The following is a 24400-nucleotide window of genomic DNA, read 5'->3' on the forward strand; positions in this document are numbered from 1 at the left end:
AGTCTATAGCGTGCAACAGCAGCGTTCATCCTATTTGGGGCTGATTTTAATATTAGGTTTATTGTCTATGCTAATGCCGTTGGCTATTGACATGTACCTACCTAGCTTTCCTACGATGATGCAATATTTTAATGTTGATGAGGGGCGGATTCAAATGACGCTCAACAGCTACATTTTTGGTTTTGCGATTGGGCAACTTTTTTATGGACCAATGGCGGACAGCATCGGTCGTAAACCCGTGATTTTGGGTGGAGTAATTGTTTTTGCTATAGCATCGGCTGCTTGTGCAATCACCGAATCAATTGATTCACTTATTTGGTTACGTTTTTTGCATGGTTTTGCCGCCGCAGCCGCCAGTGTGGTAATTAACGCATTGATGCGTGATATGTTTACGCGCGACGAATTTTCTAGAAGTATGTCATTTGTGGTATTGGTGATGACGATCGCACCTTTATTGGCTCCTATTTTAGGTGGCGAATTGATGCGTTGGTTCTCATGGCATGCGATTTTCTGGAGCATTGCCATTGCGGCAGTTATTGCAGTGATTTTAGTGAGCTTTTTTGTGCGTGAAACATTACCCGTTACGAAAAGGCAAAAATTCCACATTGGCACAACATTACGCCAGTTTGCGACCTTATTTAGGGCAAAGCAAGTTTTGTTCTATATACTCGCGAGTTCATTTTCGTTTGCAGGGATGTTTTCATTCTTAAATGCAGGTGCATTTGTTTATATCGACCTAAATGGCGTTTCTCCTCAACATTTCGGTTACTATTTTGGTATTAACATAATTTTTCTCTTTATTATGACCACTATTAACAGTCGCTATGTTAGGCGCTTTGGCGCAGAGAAGATGCTGTATTTTGGTATTATTATCCAGTTTATTATGGGGATTTGGTTATTAGGCACAACCGCATTTAGTCTTGATTTTTGGACGTTAGTTATTGGCGTCGCCATTTATGTCAGTGGAATTGCAATGATTACATCTAATGCGATGGCTGTGATCCTTGATAATTACCCACATATTGCAGGAACGGTCTCTTCCTTAGCAGGAACGATTCGTTTTTCAATTGGTGCACTAGTAGGAACGTTATTATCACTGATCCCCGCTAAAAATGCGTGGCCGATGGTAGGTTCGATGGTGGCTTGTGTCGCTTTATCGATGCTTTTTGTTTTGTTAGCTAAAAAAGCGAAATAATCTCTGAGTTATCAGCTTCATGGATGAAACTGATAATTTGTTCTCACCTTTTATTTCCCCGAATATTCTTATTTTCCCTTAAGTAATCTCTTATCATTCACATTATATTGAGTTTTTTCAGTGTTACTGTTCGGTAATTTCGATTAGTTTATCATCGGTATTAAATTACGTGATGAAAAATGATCTAAATCAATTATCATTAGTGTGCTTTTTGTTAAATTTATGTTTTTAATGACACCCAAAATGGGATTGACTGAGCTAATTGAAAAATAACTATTCATCAAAAATTTGAATGGTTGTTGCTATTTTTATTTGGTAAATGTAAAAAATAGTTAAATGATTTACCTATCATGTTGAAGGTTGATGTCAAAATTAATTTAATTTTTAATATTTTTAGCAGAAAAATAGACGTGCAATGATTTGCGTCACAAAAATTTAACGACACATCATAATTTTAATGTTATATTTAGGTTCTAATATTTAACATTGTTGTTACTTTTTGTTGTGTTAAAGCTTCGGTTTGAACGAGTAATATTTTGAAGTCAAAAATTGACTTCAAAGAACACACAGGATATAGGGTCATTACTCAATGTTAAGTTTGTTTGCAGGGCTATTTCCTGTAATTAGGCAAAATACCAATTGTTTTAATAGGATATTTTTGTGGAAAAATTAGGTCTTTCGGTGGTGCACAGGCTACCGCAAAGCTACCGCTGGTTATCAGGCAAAATAGGAACAGACGTAGAAGTTGTGCCTATGAATGATGTTGATAGCGATAATCTTGTGGGGCTAAAATTACTTAGTCATGACTGTGCAACAGATTGTATTGCGATGCAGAAACTGTCTGAATCGTTATCCGATATGCAGATTTCAAGTGCTATCCTAGAATGGCAGAAAGAGGTTTGTCTGTTCATTCATGCGAATGATGAATTAGCTGCAATGTGCCGTTTAAAAGCAACGGGTGTTGCAATTGCGGAGCTATCTTCAGGGTTTTATTGTGCTTAGTTAGCTTGAGCTGTAATGTTTTTAATGGGGGGAGATATTGTATCTGACTCATTTTGTGGTGGCTAATAAGGGCTAGTATTTATACTGGCGTTAAAAAGATTATTCTACGCAATAATGGCAGTTTTCATTTTTACTTGATAGCAAATATAAAAAAAGCTTCCAATTTTGGAAGCTTTTTTTATAGGTAAGGGGGAGTGTTTTACTGAAAATTAGGAGCCGTTGATAATACGACGACTTGCATAATACCTTTTACTCCAATAACTATTAGACATTTCAGAAACAATGACACCACTGCTGGTTGATGCATGAACAAATTTTTCATCACCAATGTAAATGCCAACGTGTTTCATTGTACGACCTGTTTTAAACAGAACAATGTCACCCACTTTTAAATTATTACGCTTTACGCTTTTGCCTGAAGACTCTTGTTCTGACGTTGTACGAGGTAATTCTACGCCGAATTGTTCAAAGAAGGTGCGTTGAACAAAGCTTGAACAATCAATGCCGCTTTTAGTGGTTCCGCCTAGGCGATAAGCAACACCTTTCCAACTTGCATATTGATTCATGATTTTAGATTTAGTGTCAACACTTTGCACTAATTCTTCAAATTCGTCTTGGGATGCCATTGTTAAAGAGTCGCCTGCAGCACCGTTTAACATGCGAACATCTGATTTAGCAGTATATTGTGTATTTTTTGTCGACTTCGGGTTGGTACATGCTGTGAGTGTTACGGCAATAGCAACTGCCGGAACAATGCGCCAAGCATAGCGCTTAAGTTTTTCAGAGGTTAACATTCTTATATATATCCCTTACCATTTCTTTATCGCATTATTGTGTAAAGAGACACAACAAAACTAAACTTTTCCCTGTGAAAAACGCATTGATAAATAAGAGTGTGCTTTTCGCAGAAAGTGTTTATCACGCCATCTAAATCTTTACTGGATCAGAGGTTTCTTGTGACCTTATTGAGTATAGATGAAAGCTCAATATTTACTAATTCAGTTATTGCTTGAAGTTAGTACCGTAACAGCCCGAATACCAAACCTTTAAGAGCATACATAAACAAAACCGAAATGGCGAGTTAATAGGGGGATAATTTACAAAACATTAGATAAAAGTGCATATGTGCCATTGAGTTATGTGATTGCTGTCATATGTAGCGTATTTTTGCGTATAATTGCGCCGATTATTGATAATGAAATATGATCTTTCTCACATTTATTATTACTCTGTTTCAGTTTATTTACGTAATAAGCTTTTTTTGCACTTCAAATGTAAAGAAGTTTAAATTTATGCAAGGTGAGCTCAAATTTTAGCACGTGTAGAAAGCTAAATTTTGACGGTCAATTCTTCTCTTGGTGGTTAAATAGGCGAGTTTAATTAAGATATGCAATAACTACTGTGTATTTATCAGTATTTATTGAGGGGGCCTTAAACAATAAAGGAATAATATATAATCACTCCTTTATTGCGTAGAGGGATAAAATTATCGAATAAAAATTAAATAAAAAAGATAATTAAAAATGGATATTTATAATTTGACATGGAACTCTTTGTATAGTCGTTTTTCAAAGTCCGCAAAGCGGCGGTCTAACGTTGAACGTGCAATTGTGGATGAAAAATAATCGAGCGGAATTAAATTAGACGACCCAAGGTTATCGATAATTAAAAATTGCCCATGTGGTTTATAGCCTAATTGATAAACGATATTATAGGTTTTTAGCGCCATGGTGGCGATTGCTTCTTTATAAATAGATTTTTTAAATTGAGCATAAGCAATTTTCATATTTTTTTGATGCTTCAAGTAGGCATTTTTATTTTTTAGATAATAATCTAAAGTATGCGATACATTCCCTGTTTTATCCTTAATTAATTGAAACACGTAACCTAGCCCAAGATTGGTTTCTTGTGTGCCAAAATAGTGGGACACTGTTGTCGCTTGGTATTCCTTTCTATAAAGGCGCTTATAGTACCGCACTTCTCTGAGTGTTTCTTTATCATCGCGGCCTTTTAGGTGAATCTTAATACAAAGCTCATCATAATCTGGGTGCTGGTAACAGGCTCGTTGACGTCCAGAAGCAATTAAGTTAGTCGGTGATAAATTAATTTTGTAGTTGAGTTTTTCATTCATATCTAATAACACTATTTTTGATACATCGAATACAAATAAATAGGAAAAACACTAATTTCGACGAAGATTGCTATATTTTCGTCTTATTTTAATAGACTTAATTTTATATGTGTTGCAATACGTGTGGTCATTAAAAGTGTGATCTAGTCTAATAATTATATATTGAATATCATCCAATATTAAAAATAAAAAACTACGACCATAAGTGAAATCTCTAGCTATTCATTAGGAATAAGATGTCGTCCTCATTCAGTTGAACTGAATTATTCATTTAAGAGTAAATAAATTACTAAAAATGACGATAACTTAATTTTAAGAGGAAAATTCTTATGAATGGCTTAGTAAAAAAAACAATATTCACATTTTTAGCAGCGACTACATTAATGACCAGTATCTCAACATTCGCTTCACACAACAGTGGTCAACAACGTTCTAATACTGCGGTTATTCGTTTTACAGGCTCGATTGTTGCTGCTCCATGTATCATTAGTACAAATCAAAATTTTGTCGAAACAAAGTGTTGGAGTGACTCAGGAAAAGAAAAAACACAGTCTGTTGATGTTTCCAAGTTAAAAATGACAGAACAACTATTACCAAATTTGAAGGGCTCACAGCAGTTTAACTGGATTAATAAAGAAAAAACGATGGGTATTTACACTGTTAAGTATGATTAATGACAATAAATGAAATGAGGAAGTAGTAGGCTAGGAGAGTATGATGTTAAATAAAAATGTATGCCTATGAGCATGTTGTCCATAGGCATACACATATTAATATTATTTTATCGATATAAGATTAATCACAACGTCCCATATAGCGGCGTTCAGGGATATGAATACGAATTTTTTCACCACTGGTGAGATATTCAGGAACCTGAACGGTTAACCCCGTCGGCATCAAAGCGGGTTTTGTACGTGCACTAGCGGAAGCACCCTTGATACCTGGTGTTGTTTCAGCAATAACCATATCAACAGTTTGCGGTAATTCTAAGGCTAAAACTTGCCCATCCATTGTTAGAACTTGCATGCCTGGTAACCCTTCTTCAGGGATAAACAGCAGTTCATCTTCAATATCTGCTTTTTTGAAAATATATGGTGTGTAGTCTTCGTTATCCATGAAAACATATTCATCACCATCAATATAAGAAAAGCTGACACCACGGCGAGTTAACGAAATCGTTTCTAAAATATCATCGCCTTTAAAGCGTTCTTCAACTTTCTGGCCCGTTTTGATATCCGTAAAGCGCATTTTGTATAAAGTACTGGCACCACGAGCGCTAGGTGCTTGAATATCAATATCTTTAACGAGTAGTAACTTGCCATTGTAGTTGATTGCTAAACCACGTTTGATTTCGTTGGCCTTGGCCATAAATAACCTTCTTTGGTATTGTCAAAAAGAGTGCGACAAAATTACTCGCACAAACGGGATTAGGCAAGATGTTGAGGTCAATTTTCAGTGAAAATTTTTTGAAAAATAACTGATGGGAAATAATATAGCCCCGCAGGGCTATATTAAGAATGGCAAATTAGTAAATAGGGAGTAGACCAGCTAAGGACATGATGTGCGCAACGGCGTTGATTAAACCAAATAAAATAACAAAACCGATAATAAACATGCCTCCAGGTGCTTTATAGCTATTATTTGGGTAACGTCTACGACTTGCTTTTGCCATTAATGCAGGGACAATCACAGCCCAAATTGTTGCAGCTAATCCAGCAAAGCCAATAGCATAAATAAAGCCATTAGGAAAAATCAGTGCTAAAACGGTTGGTGGCATAAAGGTGACTAAAATAGATTTCAGTCGGCCTTGCTTATCATCAGAGAATTTAAAAAAGTCAGCAATAAAATCAAATAAACCTAATGACACACCTAAGAAAGAACTTGCTAAAGCCATATAGGAAAACAGATTCAAAAATTGGGAAATAAAGCTGCTTTGTGTAGAAATATTCATCTGAGCCAGTAGTGCATCGATATTGTTACCATTTTCTCTGATTTCAATGAATGAAGAGCGTGGAATGTTTCCTTGAATCGCATACTGCCATAAGATGTAAATAACAACAGTAATGATGGCACCGTAAGTTAAGCTTTTCACTACACTACGACTGTCTTTATTATAATATTTCACCAGCCCAGGCACGTTACCATGGTAACCAAATGATGTTAACAAATAAGGCAGCGCAGCTAAGGCATAAGGTAGATATTGTGTTTCGTTTTGCTCTACTTGGTTAAATAAAATTGCGGGCGAAGCCGTTGAGATCATCCCACCAATTGACATGATAAAGGTAATAACCATCCCACCAATTAAAATGGTACTTAACCTATCCACTGCACGGGTAGATAACCAAACAAAGAATGCAACAATGAATGCAAAAACTAACCCCGCTCCAGCTTGTGGAATCTGAATATGTTCTGCTAAGTTTGCGGTAATAATTGAACTGCCTGCAGAAATATAAGCGTAAGTTAGAATATACAGGACGAAAGTCACTGATAAGCTGTTAATGGTGTTCCAACCAGTGCCGAGTAAATCTTTTACTATGGTGTGAAAACTAGCACCCGCTGGATAATTCATATTCGCTTCTAAAATCATTAGCCCAGAAAGTAACATACAAATAAAAGTATAAATTAGCAGGATAACTGAGCCTGAAAACCATACGCCAGAAGTCACCATTGGAATTGAAAACATGCCTGCACCAACAGCGGTACCTGCAATGATCATTGCGCCTCCTAATATAGAAGGGCTTTTTGGTTGTGTTGTCCCATTAACGGCCATGGTGGCTCCTAATAAATTGTTTCACTGTACTAGCTAAATGATACGGTAGTGGCGAAGTCTTGTAAACAACGAAAATAAAATAAACTGAACAATTTGAAAGGGATGGTGAATAAACATACAAATTAATCTAATTTGTATGTTTTATGGGGTGTTAAATAGATTGGTTGTAAAAGCGCTGATTTAGCCAAAGATTGATTGCGTTACGACTTGCCTCAAAATGCGGTTCAGGCAGGGAATTAGGAGAAACCCACATAAGACTTTCACATTTATCGATTTCCATGATTTGCGGTTGTTTATCTCCGTTATATTCAACATGCATGCAAATGGAAACGGTATGTTTACCTTCCTGCTGATAGGTTTGTAAGTTATTGCTGATACCAAATACAGAAGGTGTGGTGATATCAATGCCAATCTCTTCTTTTATTTCCCGAATAGCACAGGCTTCGAATGTTTCACCTGGATCGACATGACCACCAAAAATAGACCAATAGGGTGCATGTTTGCTGCTACGTTTACCTAGTAAAATCTGCCCTTGTTTATTGGTGATAATGACACCGACGCCAACGACGACGTTAATTGACTGAGACATATTTTCTCCCATTTATTTTCATTTTTAGCGTGAGAATTTTGCCATGGGGTCTGAGAAAAACAAGCAGGAAAAAGTATAAATAGCACTGAAAACAACACGTTTTAGTGTTATAACTATGACATACATCTAATGACATGATAATCATGATAAGGGAGATTAGTGGTTATGACTCGCCGGGTTGCTACAATTACATTAAATCCTGCTTACGACCTTGTAGGGTTGTGCTCGTCTATTGAAGTGGGTGAAGTTAACTTAGTCAAAACCGCTAGCCTGAATGCCGGAGGGAAAGGCGTTAACGTGGCGAAAGTGCTGCGTGATCTGGGCATTGATATTACTGTTAGTGGTTTTATGGGAAAAGATAATCAAGAAGAATTTCAACATTTTTTCAGTGAAAATGGTATGGCAAACCGTTTTAGTATGGTGCCTGGACGCACGCGTATCAATGTAAAGCTCACTGAAAATGATGGGAAATCAACTGATTTTAATTTTTCTGGCTTTGATGTGAGTAAAGAAGACTGGAACCGTTTTTCAACTGAATCACTAAATTGGTTAGGTCATTTTGATATGGTCGTGGTGAGTGGAAGCCTACCCAATGGGATTGACCCTGAGGAATTTACCCGTTGGATGACTCGCTTGCGCCAATTGTGTCCATGCATCATTTTCGACAGTAGCCGTGAGGCATTAAAAGCGGGCTTAAAGTCTTCTCCTTGGTTGGTAAAACCTAATCGCCATGAATTAGAAAGTTGGGTGGGCCGCAAACTGCCTGATTTAAAAGATGTGATTGCTGCGGCTCATGAACTAAGAGATAAAGGCATTTCTCACGTTGTAATATCATTGGGAGAAGAAGGAGCATTATGGGTTAATGCTTCGGGCTCTTGGTTAGCTAAGCCGCCTCATTGTGAGGTCATCAGCACAGTAGGGGCAGGCGATTCGATGGTTGCTGGCCTTGCTTATGGGCTGCTCAATGGTGAATCAAGCGAGCACACATTGCGGATGGCAACTGCAATTTCAGCGTTATCAGTTTCACAAGCGGATGTCGGTTTAAAGAACCGCAGTAAGTTAGCTGACATGATGGCTAAGATTGAAATGAAGTCGTTGTAATTCTTGAATATTTGAAAAGAAACCCTGCGTTATTCACGTGGGGTTTTTTGTTAGTGTTTAGACGTTGATTGTTGTGGTTGCGGCAGATTTTCGAATAAAACAACCCCTGAGATATCGATTTTATCTTCGAGTAAGCGTAAATCGCAATGAGTTTGTAGCCGTAGCCAAAACTCGGGGTTACTGCCTAAAGCCGCTGAAATATGGATCGCGAGAGCAGGGGTTAATGCAGTTTTTCCTGAAAGAAAGCGGGAAACAGCCGCGAATGTGACACCAGTATTTCTGGCAAATTGCTGAACTCTAGCGCCTAAGTCATCTAAGATGTTTGCAACCATAATACCGGGATGGGTAACAATAACCTGTTTCATTAGTGGCAGTCCTTTAGACTTAAAATGTAAGTATCGCCATTAATGAACTCAAATGTAATACGCCAATTTGTACGAACAGTAATTGACCAAATATTGACTCGGTCGCCTTTTAATTGATGAAGGTTAAATGTGAAAATATTTAAATCATCAATAAAGTTTGCGGAATCAATAGCCTGGAGCCTATCATTTATACGTAAAGAATCTTTAGGGGAAATACCTGAAAGTGTCCATTTTTCAAATGGTTGCTTTAGTCCTTTGTGTTTAAATGATTTAATCATATCACCTTCCGTTACGTGACTTGTAACACCTTATTAGGGTGTTACAAGCTGTGCAACATAAAGGTGAGCTAAGCAAATAGAAATGAGCCCTAAATTTTAATAGGACTCTATCAATGTTAGCTATTTTGCTGCGATTTCAACCATGCAATTTCTTGTGGCCAGATGTCTGGGTTGATCGTTTCTAAAATCAGCGGGATCCCATCAAAACGGCTGTCTTGCATAATATACGTGAATGGCACAAAACCAATATTACCTTCACCTAAGCTGTGGTGGCGGTCAACGCGGCTGGCAAATTCGCTTTTAGCATCGTTCAGATGCATGCCTTTTAAAAATTCAAACCCAACAATCTCTGAAAACTGCGTAAATGTTTTATCGCAATCTTCAATCGTGCGTAAATCATAACCTGCGGCAAAGGCATGGCAGGTATCAATACACACACCCACACGGCTTTTATCCTTTACGCCTTCGATAATTTTTGCGAGGTGTGTAAAATCAAAGCCTAAGTTAGTCCCTTGTCCTGCGGTATTTTCAATGACAGCGGTGACACCTTCGGTTTCGGCTAACGCAATATTAATTGACTCAGCAATACGTGCTAAGCAATCATCCACCTCAATTTGTTTTAAATGGCTGCCCGGATGGAAATTCAATAAATCAATGCCAAGTTGTTCACAACGCTGCATTTCATCAATAAAGGCAACCCGTGATTTTTCTAAAGCTTCAAATTCAGGATGGCCGAGATTAATTAAATAACTGTCGTGGGGCAGAATTTGGTGTTTACCATAGCCGTATTTTGCACAGTTTGCTTTAAACTTTTGGATAACCTCTTCACTCAATGGTGCCGCTTTCCATTGACGTTGGTTTTTAGTGAATAATGCGAATGCCGTTGCATTAATCTCATGGGCGCGAATAACGGCTTGATCAACGCCGCCAGAGGCGCTGACGTGTGCTCCAACATATTTCATTTTTGACTCCTTTTTATGGAAGTATGCCATTAATATGCGCACAAATGAAATCAACAAAAAAGCCGCTTAATAAAGCGGCTAAAGTCGGAGGTACATATTAAAAGATATTTTGTATCAGCAGATTAATTAATAAACCACCAATGATTAACCAAGCAAATAAAATCAGTGCCATTAATAATGGTTTAATACCTGCTTGTCGAATTGCGCTTACATGGGTGGTTAAACCTAATGCCACCATGGCCATAGCAAGTAAAATCGTATCTAACGCAATGATTTGTTGGACTAATGCTTGTGGTAGTAAATGTAATGAGTTAAACCCTGCCACTAAGATAAAGAACACGGCGAACCAAGGAATAGTAATTTTGCTTTTTTCTGTTGAATTGCCACTTTTGGCCGCCGCTTTACGGCTTAAAAATGCAGATAAAATAATTAAGAATGGTGCAAGCATCATAACTCTAATCATTTTTGCGATAACTGACGCATTTTCTGCATCAGTTCCAATAGTATGACCAGCGGCAACCACTTGCGCGACTTCATGCACTGTTGAGCCAATATAAATGCCGAATGTTTCTTGGGTCGCTGGGAACCAGCCAAAGTGCGCATTTAATTGGTAAATCCAAGGGTAAACAAAGATACAAATTGTGCCGAAAATGACGACAGTAGAAACCGCAACAGCGACTTTGCTAGCTGACGCTTTCACAACAGGCTCTGTTGCCATAACCGCAGCTGCACCGCAAATACTACTGCCTGCGCCGATCAAAATGGTTGTTTCATCATCTAAACCAAAAACTTTCTTTCCTAGCCAGTAGGCTAATAAGAAGGTTGATGTTAGGGTCAATGCATCAATAATAACGCCAGTGGCACCGACATCAGTAATTTGTTGGAATGTTAAACGGAAGCCATAAAGGATGATCCCTGCACGTAAAAAATAGTGTTTGGCGAATTTGACACCAGTATCACAAGATTTACTTGCTGTTGGGTAAAAGGTGTTACCTACAACAATCCCCAATAAAATGGCGAGTGTTAACGCACCTAGACCTATATCCATAAACCATGATTGTTCACCAAGGTAGATGGCGATAGCCGTTAAAATACCTGCTAACAAGAGCCCTGGTAATAATTTCAAAACAGGGTGAAAGCTATTTTGATTTAGGGTGTGAATGTCGCTTTTATCCATGATAATGCTCTTTATTGCTGCTTATATGATTTGGTAATAAGCATATAATAAAAAATATAATAATTTAAATTGATTGTTTATATATAATCTATCAAAAAAAGTGATTATAAGTTTCTTCTGGAATATTGCTAATAAATCATTAATATTAACAATATTATTACAACGACTAAAAACACGTTGGGGCGACCTTTATGCGAATAACACTTAGGCAACTTGAGGTTTTTACAGAAGTATTGAAAAGTGGCTCCACGACGCAGGCATCTCAATTATTAGCGCTGTCCCAATCAGCGGTCAGCGCGTCGCTAACGGATTTAGAAGGTCAACTTGGCGTTCAGCTTTTTGACCGTGTGGGTAAACGACTTGTTACAAACGAGCATGGAAGACTTCTTTATCCCAAAGCATTAGCTTTATTAGAGCAAGGGGCAGAAGTTGAGCAATTATTCAAAAAAGAGATGGGCGCAGTGCGTCTGGCGGCGAGTACCACAATTGGTAATTACATGTTGCCAGAGATCTTAGCGGGTTACCGCCATGACCATCCTGATATCCCTCTAGAGCTTTTTATTAGTAATACTGAAGAAGTTATTAAAGCGGTGATGGAATTTCGGGTGGATGTGGGACTTATCGAAGGGGTTTGTCATAGCCCTGAATTGATTTCGAAACCTTGGTTGAAAGATGAGCTGGTTGTTTTTGCTTCACCACAAAACCCATTAGCAAACAAAAAGGTGTCATTAAAAGAACTTAAAGACGCACCATGGATTTTACGTGAGCGCGGTTCAGGAACGCGAGACGTGCTTGACCAACTGCTATTTGCACATCTACCAGGTTTCCATATCTTAATGGAACTGGGCAATTCAGAAGCAATTAAACATGCAGTGCGTTTTGGGATGGGCATTAGCTGTTTATCAAGAAGGGTGATAGCCGAGCAACTAGAAAATGGTACTCTAGTTGAGCTTGAGGTAGACGAACTTCAATTAGAAAGAACGTTGTATTTGATTTATCACCGTCAAAAGCATCTTTCGAGTGCGATTACTAATCTTCTAGCCTACTGTAATTAAAAATCCTCGTTATCTTTTAACTTGCCGCGTTGTTGGCTGCAATCGACTATCCAAGTCACATACTGATGTATGCTCCTTGGGTAGTTTCATATGCCGCCTAGCAGCAAGCCAAAATATTTAGAGGATTAGAGACGGTATTTTTTTATTAAAAGCCACGGTTTAATTTTTTGGCAATAACGCGTTTTACTTATAATTCTGCGTGAATTATGAAGGTATCTTATAACAGTGAAGAGTTACTTAGTTCTCACAGCCTATTTTGCTAGAATTCACTCGATATTGGCTGAATAATAAAATACAGGGAACAAATGTCAGAACAACATACCAATACTATCACGCAAGACCGACCACAAAAGTTGCGCCGTGAATTAAAAGCGCGTCACCTTGCGATGATTGCTATCGGTGGCTCTATCGGTACCGGTTTATTTGTGGCATCGGGTGCAACCGTTGCACAAGCAGGCCCCGGAGGGGCACTACTCTCTTATGCCATCATCGGCTTAATGGTCTATTTCTTAATGACGAGCTTGGGCGAATTGGCTGCCTATATGCCAGTTTCAGGCTCATTTGCTACTTATGGCGCAAAATATGTTGATGAAGGTTTTGGTTTCGCATTAGGTTGGAACTACTGGTACAACTGGGCGGTAACCATCGCAGTTGACCTCGTTGCCGCACAATTGGTGATGACCTATTGGTTCCCTGATACGCCTGGTTGGATTTGGAGTGCTATATTCCTTGCTATCATTTTCTTATTGAACTTTATTTCTGTTAAAGGTTTTGGTGAAGCAGAATATTGGTTCTCGCTGATCAAAGTCACCACCGTAATTATTTTTATCGTTGTGGGCGTATTAATGATTTTTGGCATCATGAATGGGGCCGAAAACGCAGGTTGGCATAACTGGGAAATTGGTGATGCGCCATTTGCTGGTGGTTTTTCTGCCATGATCGGCGTGGCAATGATTGTCGGGTTTTCCTTCCAAGGTACTGAGTTAATTGGTATTGCAGCGGGTGAGTCAAAAGACCCTGCTAAAAATATTCCTAAAGCGGTACGTAAAGTATTCTGGCGTATCCTGTTGTTCTATATTTTTGCCATCTTAATTATTAGCTTGATCATTCCTTATACTGATCCTAACTTGCTACGCAATGATGTTAAAGACATTAGCGTGAGCCCATTTACTTTAGTATTTGAAAATGCAGGGTTATTATCAGCAGCGGCAGTCATGAATGCGGTTATCTTAACCGCGGTATTGTCTGCGGGTAACTCAGGTATGTATGCATCAACCCGTATGCTGTATACCTTAGCGCGTGAAGGCAAAGCGCCGCGCATTTTTGCTCGGTTATCAAAAGGTGGCGTACCACGTTATGCATTGTTAGCCACGACGGTTGTTGCGGGGCTGTGCTTCTTAAGTTCCATGTTTGGTAACCAAACGGTCTATCTCTGGTTATTGAATACCTCAGGGATGACAGGCTTTATTGCATGGTTAGGGATTGCTATCAGCCATTACCGCTTCCGTAGAGGGTATATTGCACAAGGTAAAGACTTAAATGACTTGCCATATCGTTCTGGTTTCTTCCCAATTGGGCCAATTTTTGCCTTTATTTTGTGTTTAACAATAACACTGGGCCAGAACTACCAAGCCTTCTTAGAAGATAATATTGATTGGATTGGTGTTACAGCGACGTATATTGGTCTCCCACTCTTTTTAGCCATTTGGTTTGGTTATAAAATTGCCAAGAAAACAACCTTTATTCGCTATAAAGATATGAGTTTTCCAAGCTACCGCGAGAATTTAAATAAATAATCGATCATTATTTATGAGTTGAATAACAGCATCCTTTATAGGGTGCTGTTTTTTTGTATATAGCGCAATAAACCCACGATTTGCGGGTTAGTTCTTCTAAATGTTTTGCTTTTCGAGGTAGCTCACACAATTCCATTCGCTATACCCATTATTAAATCAATAATCGTATTGATAAGTATTCTTATTTGCTTTATTGTTACCGCATTAAAATGTAAGTCAATGAGTTTAATTGTGGAGCTTAATACTATGTCGTCGGTAGCCAAGAAGTCAGTAGCTAGGTCGGTAGTAAAGGGAATAGGTTTAGCGTTATTAGCCAGTGCCAGTTTGAGCGCGTGGTCAGCAACAGTGACTGACATGGCGGGAAGAACCGTTGAAGTACCCGATAATGTTAACCGTATTTTACTTGGTGAAGGCCGCCTATTTAGTGCGGTTGCTCTACTTGAAGGCGACAAGCCGATTGAACGTATCGTAGGGTGGCAAGGGGATTTGCGTAAATTAGACCCACAAACTTATGCGGCTTATAAAGCCAAGTTCCCTGCGATTGACAATATCCCATTGATAGGTAATACCAGCGCAGACAGCGTCAGCTCTGAAAAAGTATTAACCTTAAACCCAGATATCGCTATTTTTGGTTTATCAGGCCACGGACCAGGTAAAAACAGCGAATTAGTCAATCAATTGGAAAAGGCAGGGGTGCCTGTTGTTTTTGTCGATTTCAGAGACAACCCATTAGAAAATACCCTACCAAGTATGCGTTTATTAGGTAAAGCACTAAACCGTGAGCAAGTGGCAAATAAATATGTAGATTTTTATGAAAGAAACCAAAAAATTGTCACGGATATCACATCAAAAATTCCAGAAGACAAAAAGCCAAGTGTCTTTATTGAGTTACGTGCAGGCGCCTTTGAAGATTGTTGTGGCACCGCAGGTGACGGTAATATGGGTAACTTTATTGACTTAGCAGGCGGTAAAAATATCGCGAAAGGTGTTTTACCTGGCGCATTAGGCACTATGAATTTAGAGAAAATCATTGCTGCAGACCCGAATATTTATATTGCAAGTGGCGCAAAAGCACCAGGCAGTAAAGATGCGGGCGTACAATTAGGCGCACAAAGTACATTGCAAGATGCTAAAGAAAGTCTGAAAAAGATCACAGATCGTAAAGGCATTCGTTCATTATCCGCTATTAAAGATAAGCAAGATTATGCTATCTGGCACAATTATTATAATTCACCCTACAACGTCATTGCGACACAAGTTTTCGCCAAGTGGTTCTATCCTGAGCAGTTTTCAGGCCTTGATCCACAAAAAACACTGGAAGAATTGCACAGAGAGTTTCTTGCTGTAGAGCCAACTGGTGTATATTGGGTTAGCGAAAAGTAATGAGAGTAGGTAAGAATTAATGAGTATTACAAGCGAGCCAATAGCGGCGGTGGAACAAGCCGCTAAACAGGCTGATGATGGTGTGAAACAACATTATCAAAATATGTTGCGCCGTCGTTTTACATGGATAGTGGTAATTATTGCGGCAATTTTATTGTCGCTGGTTATTGATTTTACGTTAGGACCATCAGGCCTATCCTTAGAGCGATTATGGCAAACCTTGATGACGCCAGAAGCCGTAGATGCAGGGACCCGTGTGATTGTATGGGATATCCGTTTACCTTACGCCTTGATGGCGGTGGTCATCGGTATGTCTCTGGGGTTAGCGGGTGCAGAAATGCAGACCATATTGAATAACCCATTAGCGAGCCCATTTACACTTGGGGTTTCTAATGCGGCGGCGTTTGGTGCTGCACTCGCCATTGTGTCGGGGATTGCGATCCCAGGCGTTCCTGACCAATGGGTGATTTCAGCGAACGCATTTATTTTTGCTTTATTAGCGGCATTAATGTTGGATGCCGTTACTCGCTGGACGCGCGTTGCAACATCAGGCGTTGTTTTATTTGGTATCGCGTTAGTATTTACCTTTAATGCATTGGTTTCGATGATGCAATTCATCGCCACAGAAGACACATTACAAGGCCTTGTGTTCTGGACGATGGGAAGTTTATCAAAAGCAACATGGGTGAAGTTAGGTGTAATGGCGCTGGTTTTTGCACTGATTTTCCCGATTGCTATGATGAGCTCTTGGAAATTAACAGCATTAAGGCTGGGTGAAGACAGAGCGATTAGTTTTGGTATTGATGTCCGTCGCTTAAGACTGACTACCTTATTACGGATCAGTATCTTATCTGCGTTAGCTGTGGCATTTGTTGGGCCGATAGCGTTTATTGGTTTAGTTGCGCCGCACATTGCACGTTTGATTTTTGGTGAAGATCACCGCTTTTATTTACCTGCAAGTGCATTAATTGGTGCGTTGATATTATCGATGGCTTCAATTGCCTCGAAGAACATTATCCCTGGTGTAATTATTCCTGTGGGTATTGTCACCTCATTAGTAGGGGTACCGTTCTTCTTAAGTATTATTTTACGTCATCGAGGTAACGTATCATGAGTGGCCTGATTATTAACCAATTTAATGCGGGCTACCCAAAACGCGCAGTGATTGAGAACCTGACGACGGATGTGTTGCCAAGGGGCAAAATCACCGTATTGCTTGGCCCAAATGGTAGCGGTAAATCCACCTTATTACGTTCATTGGCAGGGTTAAACAAAGCCACGGGGCAATTACTGTTGGATGGCTTAGATCTTACGCAGCAAAATTTTGCCCAGCGTGCACAAAATGTGGTGTATTTACCCCAAACATTACCCGCAGGTGTGCACCTGTATGTTTTAGAGTCGGTGATTGTTGCCCAGCGCGCTTCTGGCGGTTTAAGCAATGAAAACCATAAAGACGAAGTGATGCACTTATTGCGCCAATTAGGTATTGAACATCTGGCGTTAAGTTATTTAGACCAGCTTTCAGGTGGGCAAAAACAATTAGTGGGTTTGGCTCAATCGTTAATTCGCCAACCTAACTTATTATTATTGGATGAGCCACTGAGTGCACTGGATTTAAATTATCAATATCATGTTATGGATTTAGTGGCGAAAGAAACTAAACGCCGAAATATTATTACTGTCGTGGTCGTTCACGATATTAATATTGCATTGAAACACGCAGAACATGTATTGATGTTAAAACAAGGCAAATTAATTGCACAAGGTGAACCTGCCGAGGTAATTACGCCAGAAAGTCTTGCTGAGGTCTATGGTGTAAGAGGGCGCATAGAACGCTGCTCTCAAGGTGTACCGCAAGTGTTGATTGATGGGCTAGTGGATAAACTCGCCAGTTAATTTGTGATTAATAATAAATATGCTTGTTATTCTGCAAGCATATTTAATAATCCACAGGAGCAGAAATAAAAAAGATTATTAAATATTTACTCGCAGAAATTAATTAATAAAGATTAATTACCCACAGGAAATTTAATTGTATTAGGAAATGGTTTTTACCATAAATTTCCTATGGGTATTTATTATCCAAATAATAAAAATAATCATAATTATTAGGTTCAAAGAAACCAATGTTGAGCATATCAATTCATATATAAAACAGAATATTTCTTGGAGAGTTGGGAATGGTTGTTTTTAATAAAAGAAAAGTGGCGATTTGCATTATTGCTGCTATCGCTGCATCACCTGCATTTGCTGATGATAGTAAAGATAAAATCTATGTGACAACAGCATCAGGTTACCAACAGCAAATTGAAGATGCACCAGCATCAATTTCTGTTGTGACGCGCGAACAACTTGAAACGAAAGCTTACCGTGATGTGACGGATGCGCTAAAGGATGTACCTGGCGTGTTAGTGACAGGTGGTGGCAGCAGCTCAGATATTAGTATTCGGGGTATGGATGCAAAATACACCATGATCCTGATCGATGGCAAACGTGTCGATACACGCAGCACACGTCCAAATAGCGATAATTCTGGCGTAGAGCAAGGCTGGTTACCGCCATTGCCAGCAATTGAACGTATTGAAGTAGTACGGGGACCAATGTCCTCCCTTTATGGTTCGGATGCGATTGGCGGTGTTATCAATATTATCACGCGTCGTGTACAACAAGAGTGGACAACCAGTTTACGTGCAGATACCACAATTACAGAACGTAAAAATTCAGGTAATACTGGGCAAGGGAGTTTCTATACATCAGGGCCACTAATTGATGGTCTATTAGGTGTAAAACTGAATGGTCAATATTCTCACCGTGGCGAAGATAAAAATGAAGGTGGTTTTAATCGCCAAATTATGACGAGTGGCGGCGGTACATTGTCTTTGACGCCAGATGAGCAAAATACATTTGATTTAGACTTTAAAAAAGATAATCAGCACCGTGACTCTCGATTTGGTTATTCAAGACCAAGTACATCCAAGGAAGCGAATCTTGAAAAATTTGAAAACACCCATGCAGCCTTAACCCATTACGGTGTCTATGATGGCATCTCTACTGATACTTATATTCAGCATGACGAATCTAAGAATATTGGTCGTAAGATGAAAGCACAAGATACGATTATCCGTAATCAAAGTGTCTTTTTATTGGGTGACCATAGTTTAAGTTTAGGTGGCCAGTATCGTAAAGAAAAATTAGAAGGCAGTGATAATAAACTGGCTGCAACTCATGGTGCATCAAATGAACGTGATAGATATAGTTGGGCTTTATTTGCTGAAGATGAGTGGTTAATGACCAATGACTTTGCGCTAACGGGTGGTCTTCGTATGGATAAAGACGAAAACTATGGTACGCATTGGACACCACGTGTTTATGGTGTATGGCATGCAGATGAACAATGGACAATTAAAGGTGGTGTTTCTACGGGGTATAAAGCGCCTGATTTACGCCAATCTTCAGCAAGTTGGGGGCAGGCAACAGGCGGAAATGCAGGGAATGCAGTTATCTATGGTAACCCTGATTTGAAACCAGAAAAAAGTATCACAGAAGAGATTGGGGTAATTTGGAATAACCAAGACAACATTACTGCGGGCATTACTATCTATAATACGGACTTTAAAGATAAAATTACTGAAGTTAGACGTTGTGAAAAAAACAACCCAAATCTAAGAGAATGTAGTGTTGATCTCGATGGCCCTGGTGATAACGGTAAAGATCCATACAGATTTATTAGCGATAGAAAAAATGTGGATAAAGCCAGAATGCGTGGTGTTGAGTTAACATTTAATTGGGGTATTTTAGATAACTTAGATTTTGCAGCGAACTATACTTACACAGACACGGAACAAAAAAGTGGTGTAAATAAAGGCAAACCTTTGAATAAACAGCCTAAACATATGGCAAATACGACCTTAACATGGGAAACAACCGAAGATTTGCAAACTTGGACGCGCATGAACTTCCGTGGCAAAACCTCAGACTATCAAGGCCGTGGTGAAAAAATGAGTAATGGTACACCATCATATGCTTTGTTTGATTTAGGTGCGAGTTATCAATTAAACAAAAACGCAAATTTAGTTGGTGGTATTTATAATGTATTAGATCGCCGCGTTGATAATGCGAATTATGGCGCAGAACTCGAAGGTCGACGTTATAATGTCGGCATCAACTATAATTTCTAAGACAACTATTTATCGTTGTTGACTAAAACCCTTTGGTTTGCGCCAAAGGGTTTTTTGTATCTCGTCAAATACAGCCGTTAAAATAAATAAAAGTGGTTTTTGGGGTAAGAAAATAATGGGAAAAACGCAGTTATTAGCTACCTCGCCAAAATAGGATAAACCATCAAAATTTCTCATCGGAAATAGGGCTATTTGTTAACAATTTAACTTGCTATTTGGGGTTATGGCGTGCAAAATGCGCGAACTAAAAAATAACTGATGCTCAATAAACTTAAGCATCGGTTTTTTTGTTTTTAGGAACGTTCATTCTAGCGGGGCCGGACATAGAGCCGGAGAGATAATTTTAATATTTACGTGTAGCAAACATTTTACGCTACCGATTTGAGGAATGCTTTTATGGCTTACTTTTTCGCTATCGCAGCAGGGCCAAGCGGCCGTCGTTGCCGCATCGATGACTACGGAGCTCCGCGCAGCTTCGCACACACTCTTCTAACCTCTTCTACGTTTTTTTCTGCCTATAGGCAGATGCAAAGTCTTCCCAGTAACTGTCGATTAAGCCGAAGTAGCTTGCAATCGAAAGTTATGGGAGGGCTTAGACATGCCAAATAATTCAATACCTTTATCCATCGGTCCAAACCAAACTGGCGCCAATAACCGCGTGCAACTTGCGAAAACCTTAACCTTGGTGCAAGTCGTGATGATCGGTCTGGCATACATCCAGCCAATGACTATCTTTGATACATTCGGCATGGTATCGGACAAAACAGGTGGACACGTCCCGACTTCATACATTATTGCACTGGTTGCGATACTGTTTACTGCTCTGAGCTACGGCAAGCTGGTGAAACGCTTCCCATCTGCTGGCTCGGCGTATACCTATGCTCAAAAATCAATGAGCCCACACATTGGTTTCCTTGTGGGTTGGACATCATTGCTGTCCTATATTTTTATGCCAATGATCAACATTTTATTGGCTAAAATTTATTTACAAGACATTTTCCCTAACGTGGAACCCGCGATATTTGTTGTCGGCCTTGTCATTGTTATGACCGCAGCAAACTTACGTGGTATCAACGTGATTGCTAATTTAAGTACGGTTATTGCGATTATTCAAATCGGTGTGATGGCAGTATTTACAGGGCTAGTGATCCACGGTGTTTCTAACGGTGAAGGTTCGGGCGAAATTTGGACATTCAACCCATTTGCCAATGAAAAGACAGAAATGATCCCACTGATTGCTGGGGCAACCATACTCTGCTTCTCATTCTTAGGCTTCGATGGTTTAAGTTCACTATCGGAAGAAACGCCAAACGCAGGTAAAGTGATCCCTCGCGCCATTTTCTTAACGGCATTAATTGGTGGAATTATCTTTATCACGGTTTCATTCTTCTTACAGCAATACTTCCCAGACGTATCACGCTTTAAGAATATCAATGAGACGCAGCCTGACATTATGCGCTTTGTTGCTGGGGCATTCTTCCAGTCAATTATTCTGGTTTTCTCATGCGTAACAGTATTGGCTTCTGGTATGGCTGCTCACGCAGGAAGTGCGCGTTTAATGTACGTAATGGGTCGTGATGGTGTATTCCCAGAGAAAGTATTTGGTTATGTCAGCCCGAAATGGCGTACTCCAGCGTACAACGTATTAATGGTCGGTGTTTTAGCATTAGGTGCAATCTGGTTTGAAATGGATTTTGCGACCGCGTTAATTAACTTCGGTGCATTAATCGCGTTTACCTTTGTAAATATTTCGGTGATCAGCCAGTTCTTTATTCGCGAACGCCGTATGACAGGTATCAAAAACATTGTTAACTATTTGATTTTACCTATTATCGGTACACTAACAGTATGCGTTTTATGGTTAAATATTGAAGAAGATTCAATGGTTTACGGCTTGATTTGGACGGCTGTTGGCTTAATCTATATGGCAGTATTGACGCGTATGTTTAAGCGGCCTATGCCGCAAATGAGCGACATCTAAATATATTCTTCATATTTCACGCTGTAGCGGTGTTGCGTTCTCAAAACGACATGGGTCACATACTTGTGTATGCTCCCCATGATCGTTTGGCTCCGCGCCTTGCTACAACGCGAACTATTTTGAATATACAGGGTGTAAGAAAAACAGAATAGACTCTTCATATTTCACGCTGTAACGGTGTTGCGTTCTCAAAACGACAAGGGTCACATACTTGTGTATGCTCCCCATGATCGTTTGGCTCCGCGCCTTGCTACAACGCGAACTATTTTGAATATACAGGCTGTAAGAAAAACAGAATAGACTCCTCATATTTCACGCTGTCGTTGCGTTCTCAAAACGACATGGGTCACATACTTATGTATGCTCCCCATGATCGTTTGGCTCCACGCCTTGCTACAACGCGAACTATTTTGAATATACAGGGTGTAAGAAAGATAAAATATATTCTTTATATTTTGCGTTGAGAAGTCGTTCAAATCAGTCCGAAATTAAAAATAGCGCCTTAGGCGCTATTTTTTTGCCTGTTAAGAAATTTTTAAGATAAAACGTGTAACCTATTAACATCATAATGTTATGTGATATTGTTGTTAGCACTAATATTGCATAACTCATAATCAACATGAATTCGAGTAAGAAGGCGCGCACATGAAAGATGCACAAAAACCTGAGAATCAACGATTATTACTCACACTCAGGAACATTGTTGGTAAGAAAAATATTCTCACTGAGCCACACAAAACAGAACGTTACCGCAAAGGGTTCCGCTCCGGCACTGGAGATGCGATTGCGGTTGTGTTTCCAACCACCTTGCTAGAGCAATGGCATGTATTCAAAGCCTGTGTAGAAGCCGATAAAATTGTTTTGATGCAAGCTGCAAATACAGGACTGACTGAAGGCTCGACACCAAGTGGTTATGATTATGACCGCGATATCGTGATTATCAGCACATTACGATTAAACCAAATTCAAGTGCTTCCCGAATTTAACCAAGTGGTTGCCATGCCAGGCAGCACCTTATATGACCTAGAAAAAATCCTTAAACCCCTTGGGCGTGAGCCGCACTCTCTTATTGGTTCCTCCTGTATTGGCGCATCTGTTGTTGGGGGAATTTGCAACAGTTCAGGTGGCTCATTAGTGCGCCGTGGCCCTGCGTATACCGAGCTAGCGTTGTATGGTCGTGTTAATGATGATGGAAAGGTTGAGCTAGTTAACCATTTAGGGATTGATCTAGGTAATACACCAGAAGAGATTTTAACCAACTTACAAAACCGTGGTTATAGTAGTGAAGATGTGCAAGTTAGTGATAAATTAGCGTCCGACCATGAATATGCTGAACGTGTGCGGGATGTTGATGCTGATTCGCCATCGCGTTTTAATGCTGATGAACGTCGCTTATTTGAAGCGTCAGGGTGTGCGGGTAAATTGGCCGTATTTGCGGTTCGCTTGGATACTTTCCCAGCGGATAAAAAAACGCAGGTTTTTTATATCGGCTCAAATAACCCAGATGTACTGGAAGATATTCGTCGCTATATTCTGAGTGAATTTAAAAATCTGCCAGTTGCAGGTGAATATATGCACCGTGGCTGCTTTGATATCGCGGAAATATACGGCAAAGATACTTTCTTAATGATTGATAAATTTGGCACCGATAAAATGCCAATGTTCTTTACTATTAAAGGGCGTATTGATGCTGTATTAAATAAAGTTCCTTTTTTACCGTCTAATTTAATTGACCGCACAATGCAGGTGCTTAGCAAATTATGGCCATCGCATTTACCACCTCGAATGAAAGAATTTCGTGACCGTTATGAGCATCATTTAATGCTAAAAATGGCAGGGGATGGAATTGATGAAGCAAAAGTTTGGCTAAAATCTTATTTTGCACAGGCAGATGGTGGCTATTTTGAATGCACTCCAGAAGAGGGAGCAAAAGCCTTTTTACATCGCTTTGCGGCGGCAGGTTCTGCGGTTCGTTACCATGCGGTTCATAATAAAGATGTCGAGGATGTATTGCCGCTGGATATCGCATTACGCCGTAATGATAGGGATTGGTTTGAAAAACTCCCCCCTGAAATTGAAGATTTATTAGTGCATAAATTGTATTGCGGTCACTTTATGTGCCACGTTATGCACCAAGACTATGTTTTGAAAAAAGGGGTTAACCCGAAAGACCTAAAAGAAAAAATGTTAGCTTTATTGGATGAACGTGGTGCGCAATATCCTGCGGAGCATAACGTTGGGCATTTATATAAAGCGCCACCGCAGTTAAAGTCTTTCTATAAAAATGCAGACCCGACTAACACAATGAACCCAGGTTTAGGAAAAACCACTAAGCGTAAACATTGGGAAGGAGATTGTGGTTGTGGTCAATCAGGTGAACACTAGTCTAAATTAATGTAAACCTAAAAATGGGCAGAGAGTTTCTATTCTGCCCATT

At 39.5% G+C, this 24400-nt stretch carries 21 protein-coding genes; 12 read left to right on the forward strand and 9 right to left on the reverse strand.

The features are described from left to right. Positions 1-10: 10 nt before the first annotated feature. Together AABS66_RS04365 and AABS66_RS04370 are read left to right on the forward strand one after the other, a co-directional pair. Positions 11-1195 (forward strand): Bcr/CflA family multidrug efflux MFS transporter, encoded by a 1185-nt coding sequence (locus AABS66_RS04365; protein ID WP_206082287.1) that lies wholly within the window; start codon positions 11-13, stop codon positions 1193-1195. A 660-nt stretch (positions 1196-1855) separates the two neighbouring features. Then, positions 1856-2197 (forward strand): hypothetical protein, encoded by a 342-nt coding sequence (locus tag AABS66_RS04370; RefSeq protein WP_206082286.1) that lies wholly within the window; start codon positions 1856-1858, stop codon positions 2195-2197. A gap of 209 nt (positions 2198-2406) precedes the next feature. On the opposite strand, the gene mepS is transcribed toward AABS66_RS04370, so the two are convergent. Further along, positions 2407-2991: a bifunctional murein DD-endopeptidase/murein LD-carboxypeptidase gene (gene mepS, locus AABS66_RS04375; RefSeq protein WP_206082285.1), complete on the reverse strand. Its 585-nt coding sequence runs from the start codon at positions 2989-2991 to the stop codon at positions 2407-2409. Between the two features lie 737 nt (positions 2992-3728). Further along, on the reverse strand, positions 3729-4328 hold the full coding sequence (locus AABS66_RS04380; protein WP_206082284.1) for a YrbL family protein: 600 nt from the start codon (positions 4326-4328) through the stop codon (positions 3729-3731). Between the two features lie 329 nt (positions 4329-4657). Here AABS66_RS04380 and AABS66_RS04385 point away from each other — a divergent pair, with 329 nt between their 5' ends. Continuing rightward, entirely contained in the window at positions 4658-5002 is a 345-nt protein-coding gene (locus tag AABS66_RS04385; protein ID WP_206082283.1) for a hypothetical protein, read from the forward strand. Between the two features lie 121 nt (positions 5003-5123). Here AABS66_RS04385 and yeiP read toward each other — a convergent pair whose 3' ends face one another. From yeiP to AABS66_RS04400, 3 genes are all read right to left on the reverse strand, one after another. Then, on the reverse strand, positions 5124-5696 hold the full coding sequence (gene yeiP / locus AABS66_RS04390) for an elongation factor P-like protein YeiP (RefSeq protein ID WP_206082282.1): 573 nt from the start codon (positions 5694-5696) through the stop codon (positions 5124-5126). A 157-nt stretch (positions 5697-5853) separates the two neighbouring features. Further along, positions 5854-7098: a tryptophan permease gene (mtr, locus tag AABS66_RS04395; protein ID WP_206082281.1), complete on the reverse strand. Its 1245-nt coding sequence runs from the start codon at positions 7096-7098 to the stop codon at positions 5854-5856. A 151-nt stretch (positions 7099-7249) separates the two neighbouring features. After that, positions 7250-7687 (reverse strand): nucleotide triphosphate diphosphatase NUDT15, encoded by a 438-nt coding sequence (locus AABS66_RS04400; protein ID WP_206082280.1) that lies wholly within the window; start codon positions 7685-7687, stop codon positions 7250-7252. 165 nt (positions 7688-7852) lie between these two features. Here AABS66_RS04400 and fruK point away from each other — a divergent pair, with 165 nt between their 5' ends. Beyond that, positions 7853-8788: a 1-phosphofructokinase gene (gene fruK / locus AABS66_RS04405; RefSeq protein WP_206083006.1), complete on the forward strand. Its 936-nt coding sequence runs from the start codon at positions 7853-7855 to the stop codon at positions 8786-8788. A gap of 50 nt (positions 8789-8838) precedes the next feature. Here the strand turns inward: fruK and AABS66_RS04410 are convergent, their stop codons facing one another. The 4 genes from AABS66_RS04410 to AABS66_RS04425 form a co-directional block, all read right to left on the reverse strand. Continuing rightward, positions 8839-9153, reverse strand: a complete 315-nt coding sequence (locus AABS66_RS04410; RefSeq protein ID WP_430224607.1) for a HigA family addiction module antitoxin — start codon at positions 9151-9153, stop codon at positions 8839-8841. Continuing rightward, a complete protein-coding gene (locus tag AABS66_RS04415; protein ID WP_206083005.1) occupies positions 9153-9431 on the reverse strand; it encodes a type II toxin-antitoxin system RelE/ParE family toxin in 279 nt (92 codons plus the stop codon). The genes AABS66_RS04410 and AABS66_RS04415 overlap by 1 nt, the downstream gene beginning before the upstream one ends. 116 nt (positions 9432-9547) lie before the next feature. Then, a complete protein-coding gene (gene nfo, locus AABS66_RS04420; RefSeq protein WP_206082278.1) occupies positions 9548-10393 on the reverse strand; it encodes a deoxyribonuclease IV in 846 nt (281 codons plus the stop codon). A gap of 97 nt (positions 10394-10490) precedes the next feature. Further along, positions 10491-11570, reverse strand: coding sequence for a YeiH family protein (locus tag AABS66_RS04425; protein WP_206082277.1), 1080 nt, complete (start codon positions 11568-11570; stop codon positions 10491-10493). 191 nt (positions 11571-11761) lie between these two features. Here AABS66_RS04425 and yieE point away from each other — a divergent pair, with 191 nt between their 5' ends. From yieE to dld, 8 genes are all read left to right on the forward strand, one after another. Continuing rightward, positions 11762-12625, forward strand: coding sequence for a DNA-binding transcriptional regulator YeiE (yieE, locus tag AABS66_RS04430; RefSeq protein ID WP_272539616.1), 864 nt, complete (start codon positions 11762-11764; stop codon positions 12623-12625). Positions 12626-12930: 305 nt separating this feature from the next. Continuing rightward, positions 12931-14421 (forward strand): amino acid permease, encoded by a 1491-nt coding sequence (locus tag AABS66_RS04435; RefSeq protein WP_206082275.1) that lies wholly within the window; start codon positions 12931-12933, stop codon positions 14419-14421. Positions 14422-14667: 246 nt separating this feature from the next. After that, a complete protein-coding gene (locus tag AABS66_RS04440) occupies positions 14668-15804 on the forward strand; it encodes an ABC transporter substrate-binding protein (RefSeq protein WP_206082274.1) in 1137 nt (378 codons plus the stop codon). Positions 15805-15823: 19 nt separating this feature from the next. After that, positions 15824-16918 (forward strand): FecCD family ABC transporter permease, encoded by a 1095-nt coding sequence (locus tag AABS66_RS04445; RefSeq protein WP_206082273.1) that lies wholly within the window; start codon positions 15824-15826, stop codon positions 16916-16918. Beyond that, positions 16912-17700 (forward strand): ABC transporter ATP-binding protein, encoded by a 789-nt coding sequence (locus tag AABS66_RS04450; RefSeq protein WP_206083004.1) that lies wholly within the window; start codon positions 16912-16914, stop codon positions 17698-17700. The genes AABS66_RS04445 and AABS66_RS04450 overlap by 7 nt, the downstream gene beginning before the upstream one ends. A 284-nt stretch (positions 17701-17984) precedes the next feature. Then, positions 17985-19982, forward strand: coding sequence for a ligand-gated channel protein (locus tag AABS66_RS04455; protein WP_272539615.1), 1998 nt, complete (start codon positions 17985-17987; stop codon positions 19980-19982). Positions 19983-20580: 598 nt separating this feature from the next. Beyond that, positions 20581-21963, forward strand: a complete 1383-nt coding sequence (locus AABS66_RS04460) for an APC family permease (protein WP_206082271.1) — start codon at positions 20581-20583, stop codon at positions 21961-21963. A gap of 645 nt (positions 21964-22608) precedes the next feature. Beyond that, positions 22609-24348: a D-lactate dehydrogenase gene (dld, locus tag AABS66_RS04465; RefSeq protein ID WP_206082270.1), complete on the forward strand. Its 1740-nt coding sequence runs from the start codon at positions 22609-22611 to the stop codon at positions 24346-24348. Positions 24349-24400: the final 52 nt, after the last annotated feature.

This window comes from Providencia sp. SP181, from assembly GCF_050446505.1.
GTDB lineage: Bacteria > Pseudomonadota > Gammaproteobacteria > Enterobacterales > Enterobacteriaceae > Providencia > Providencia vermicola.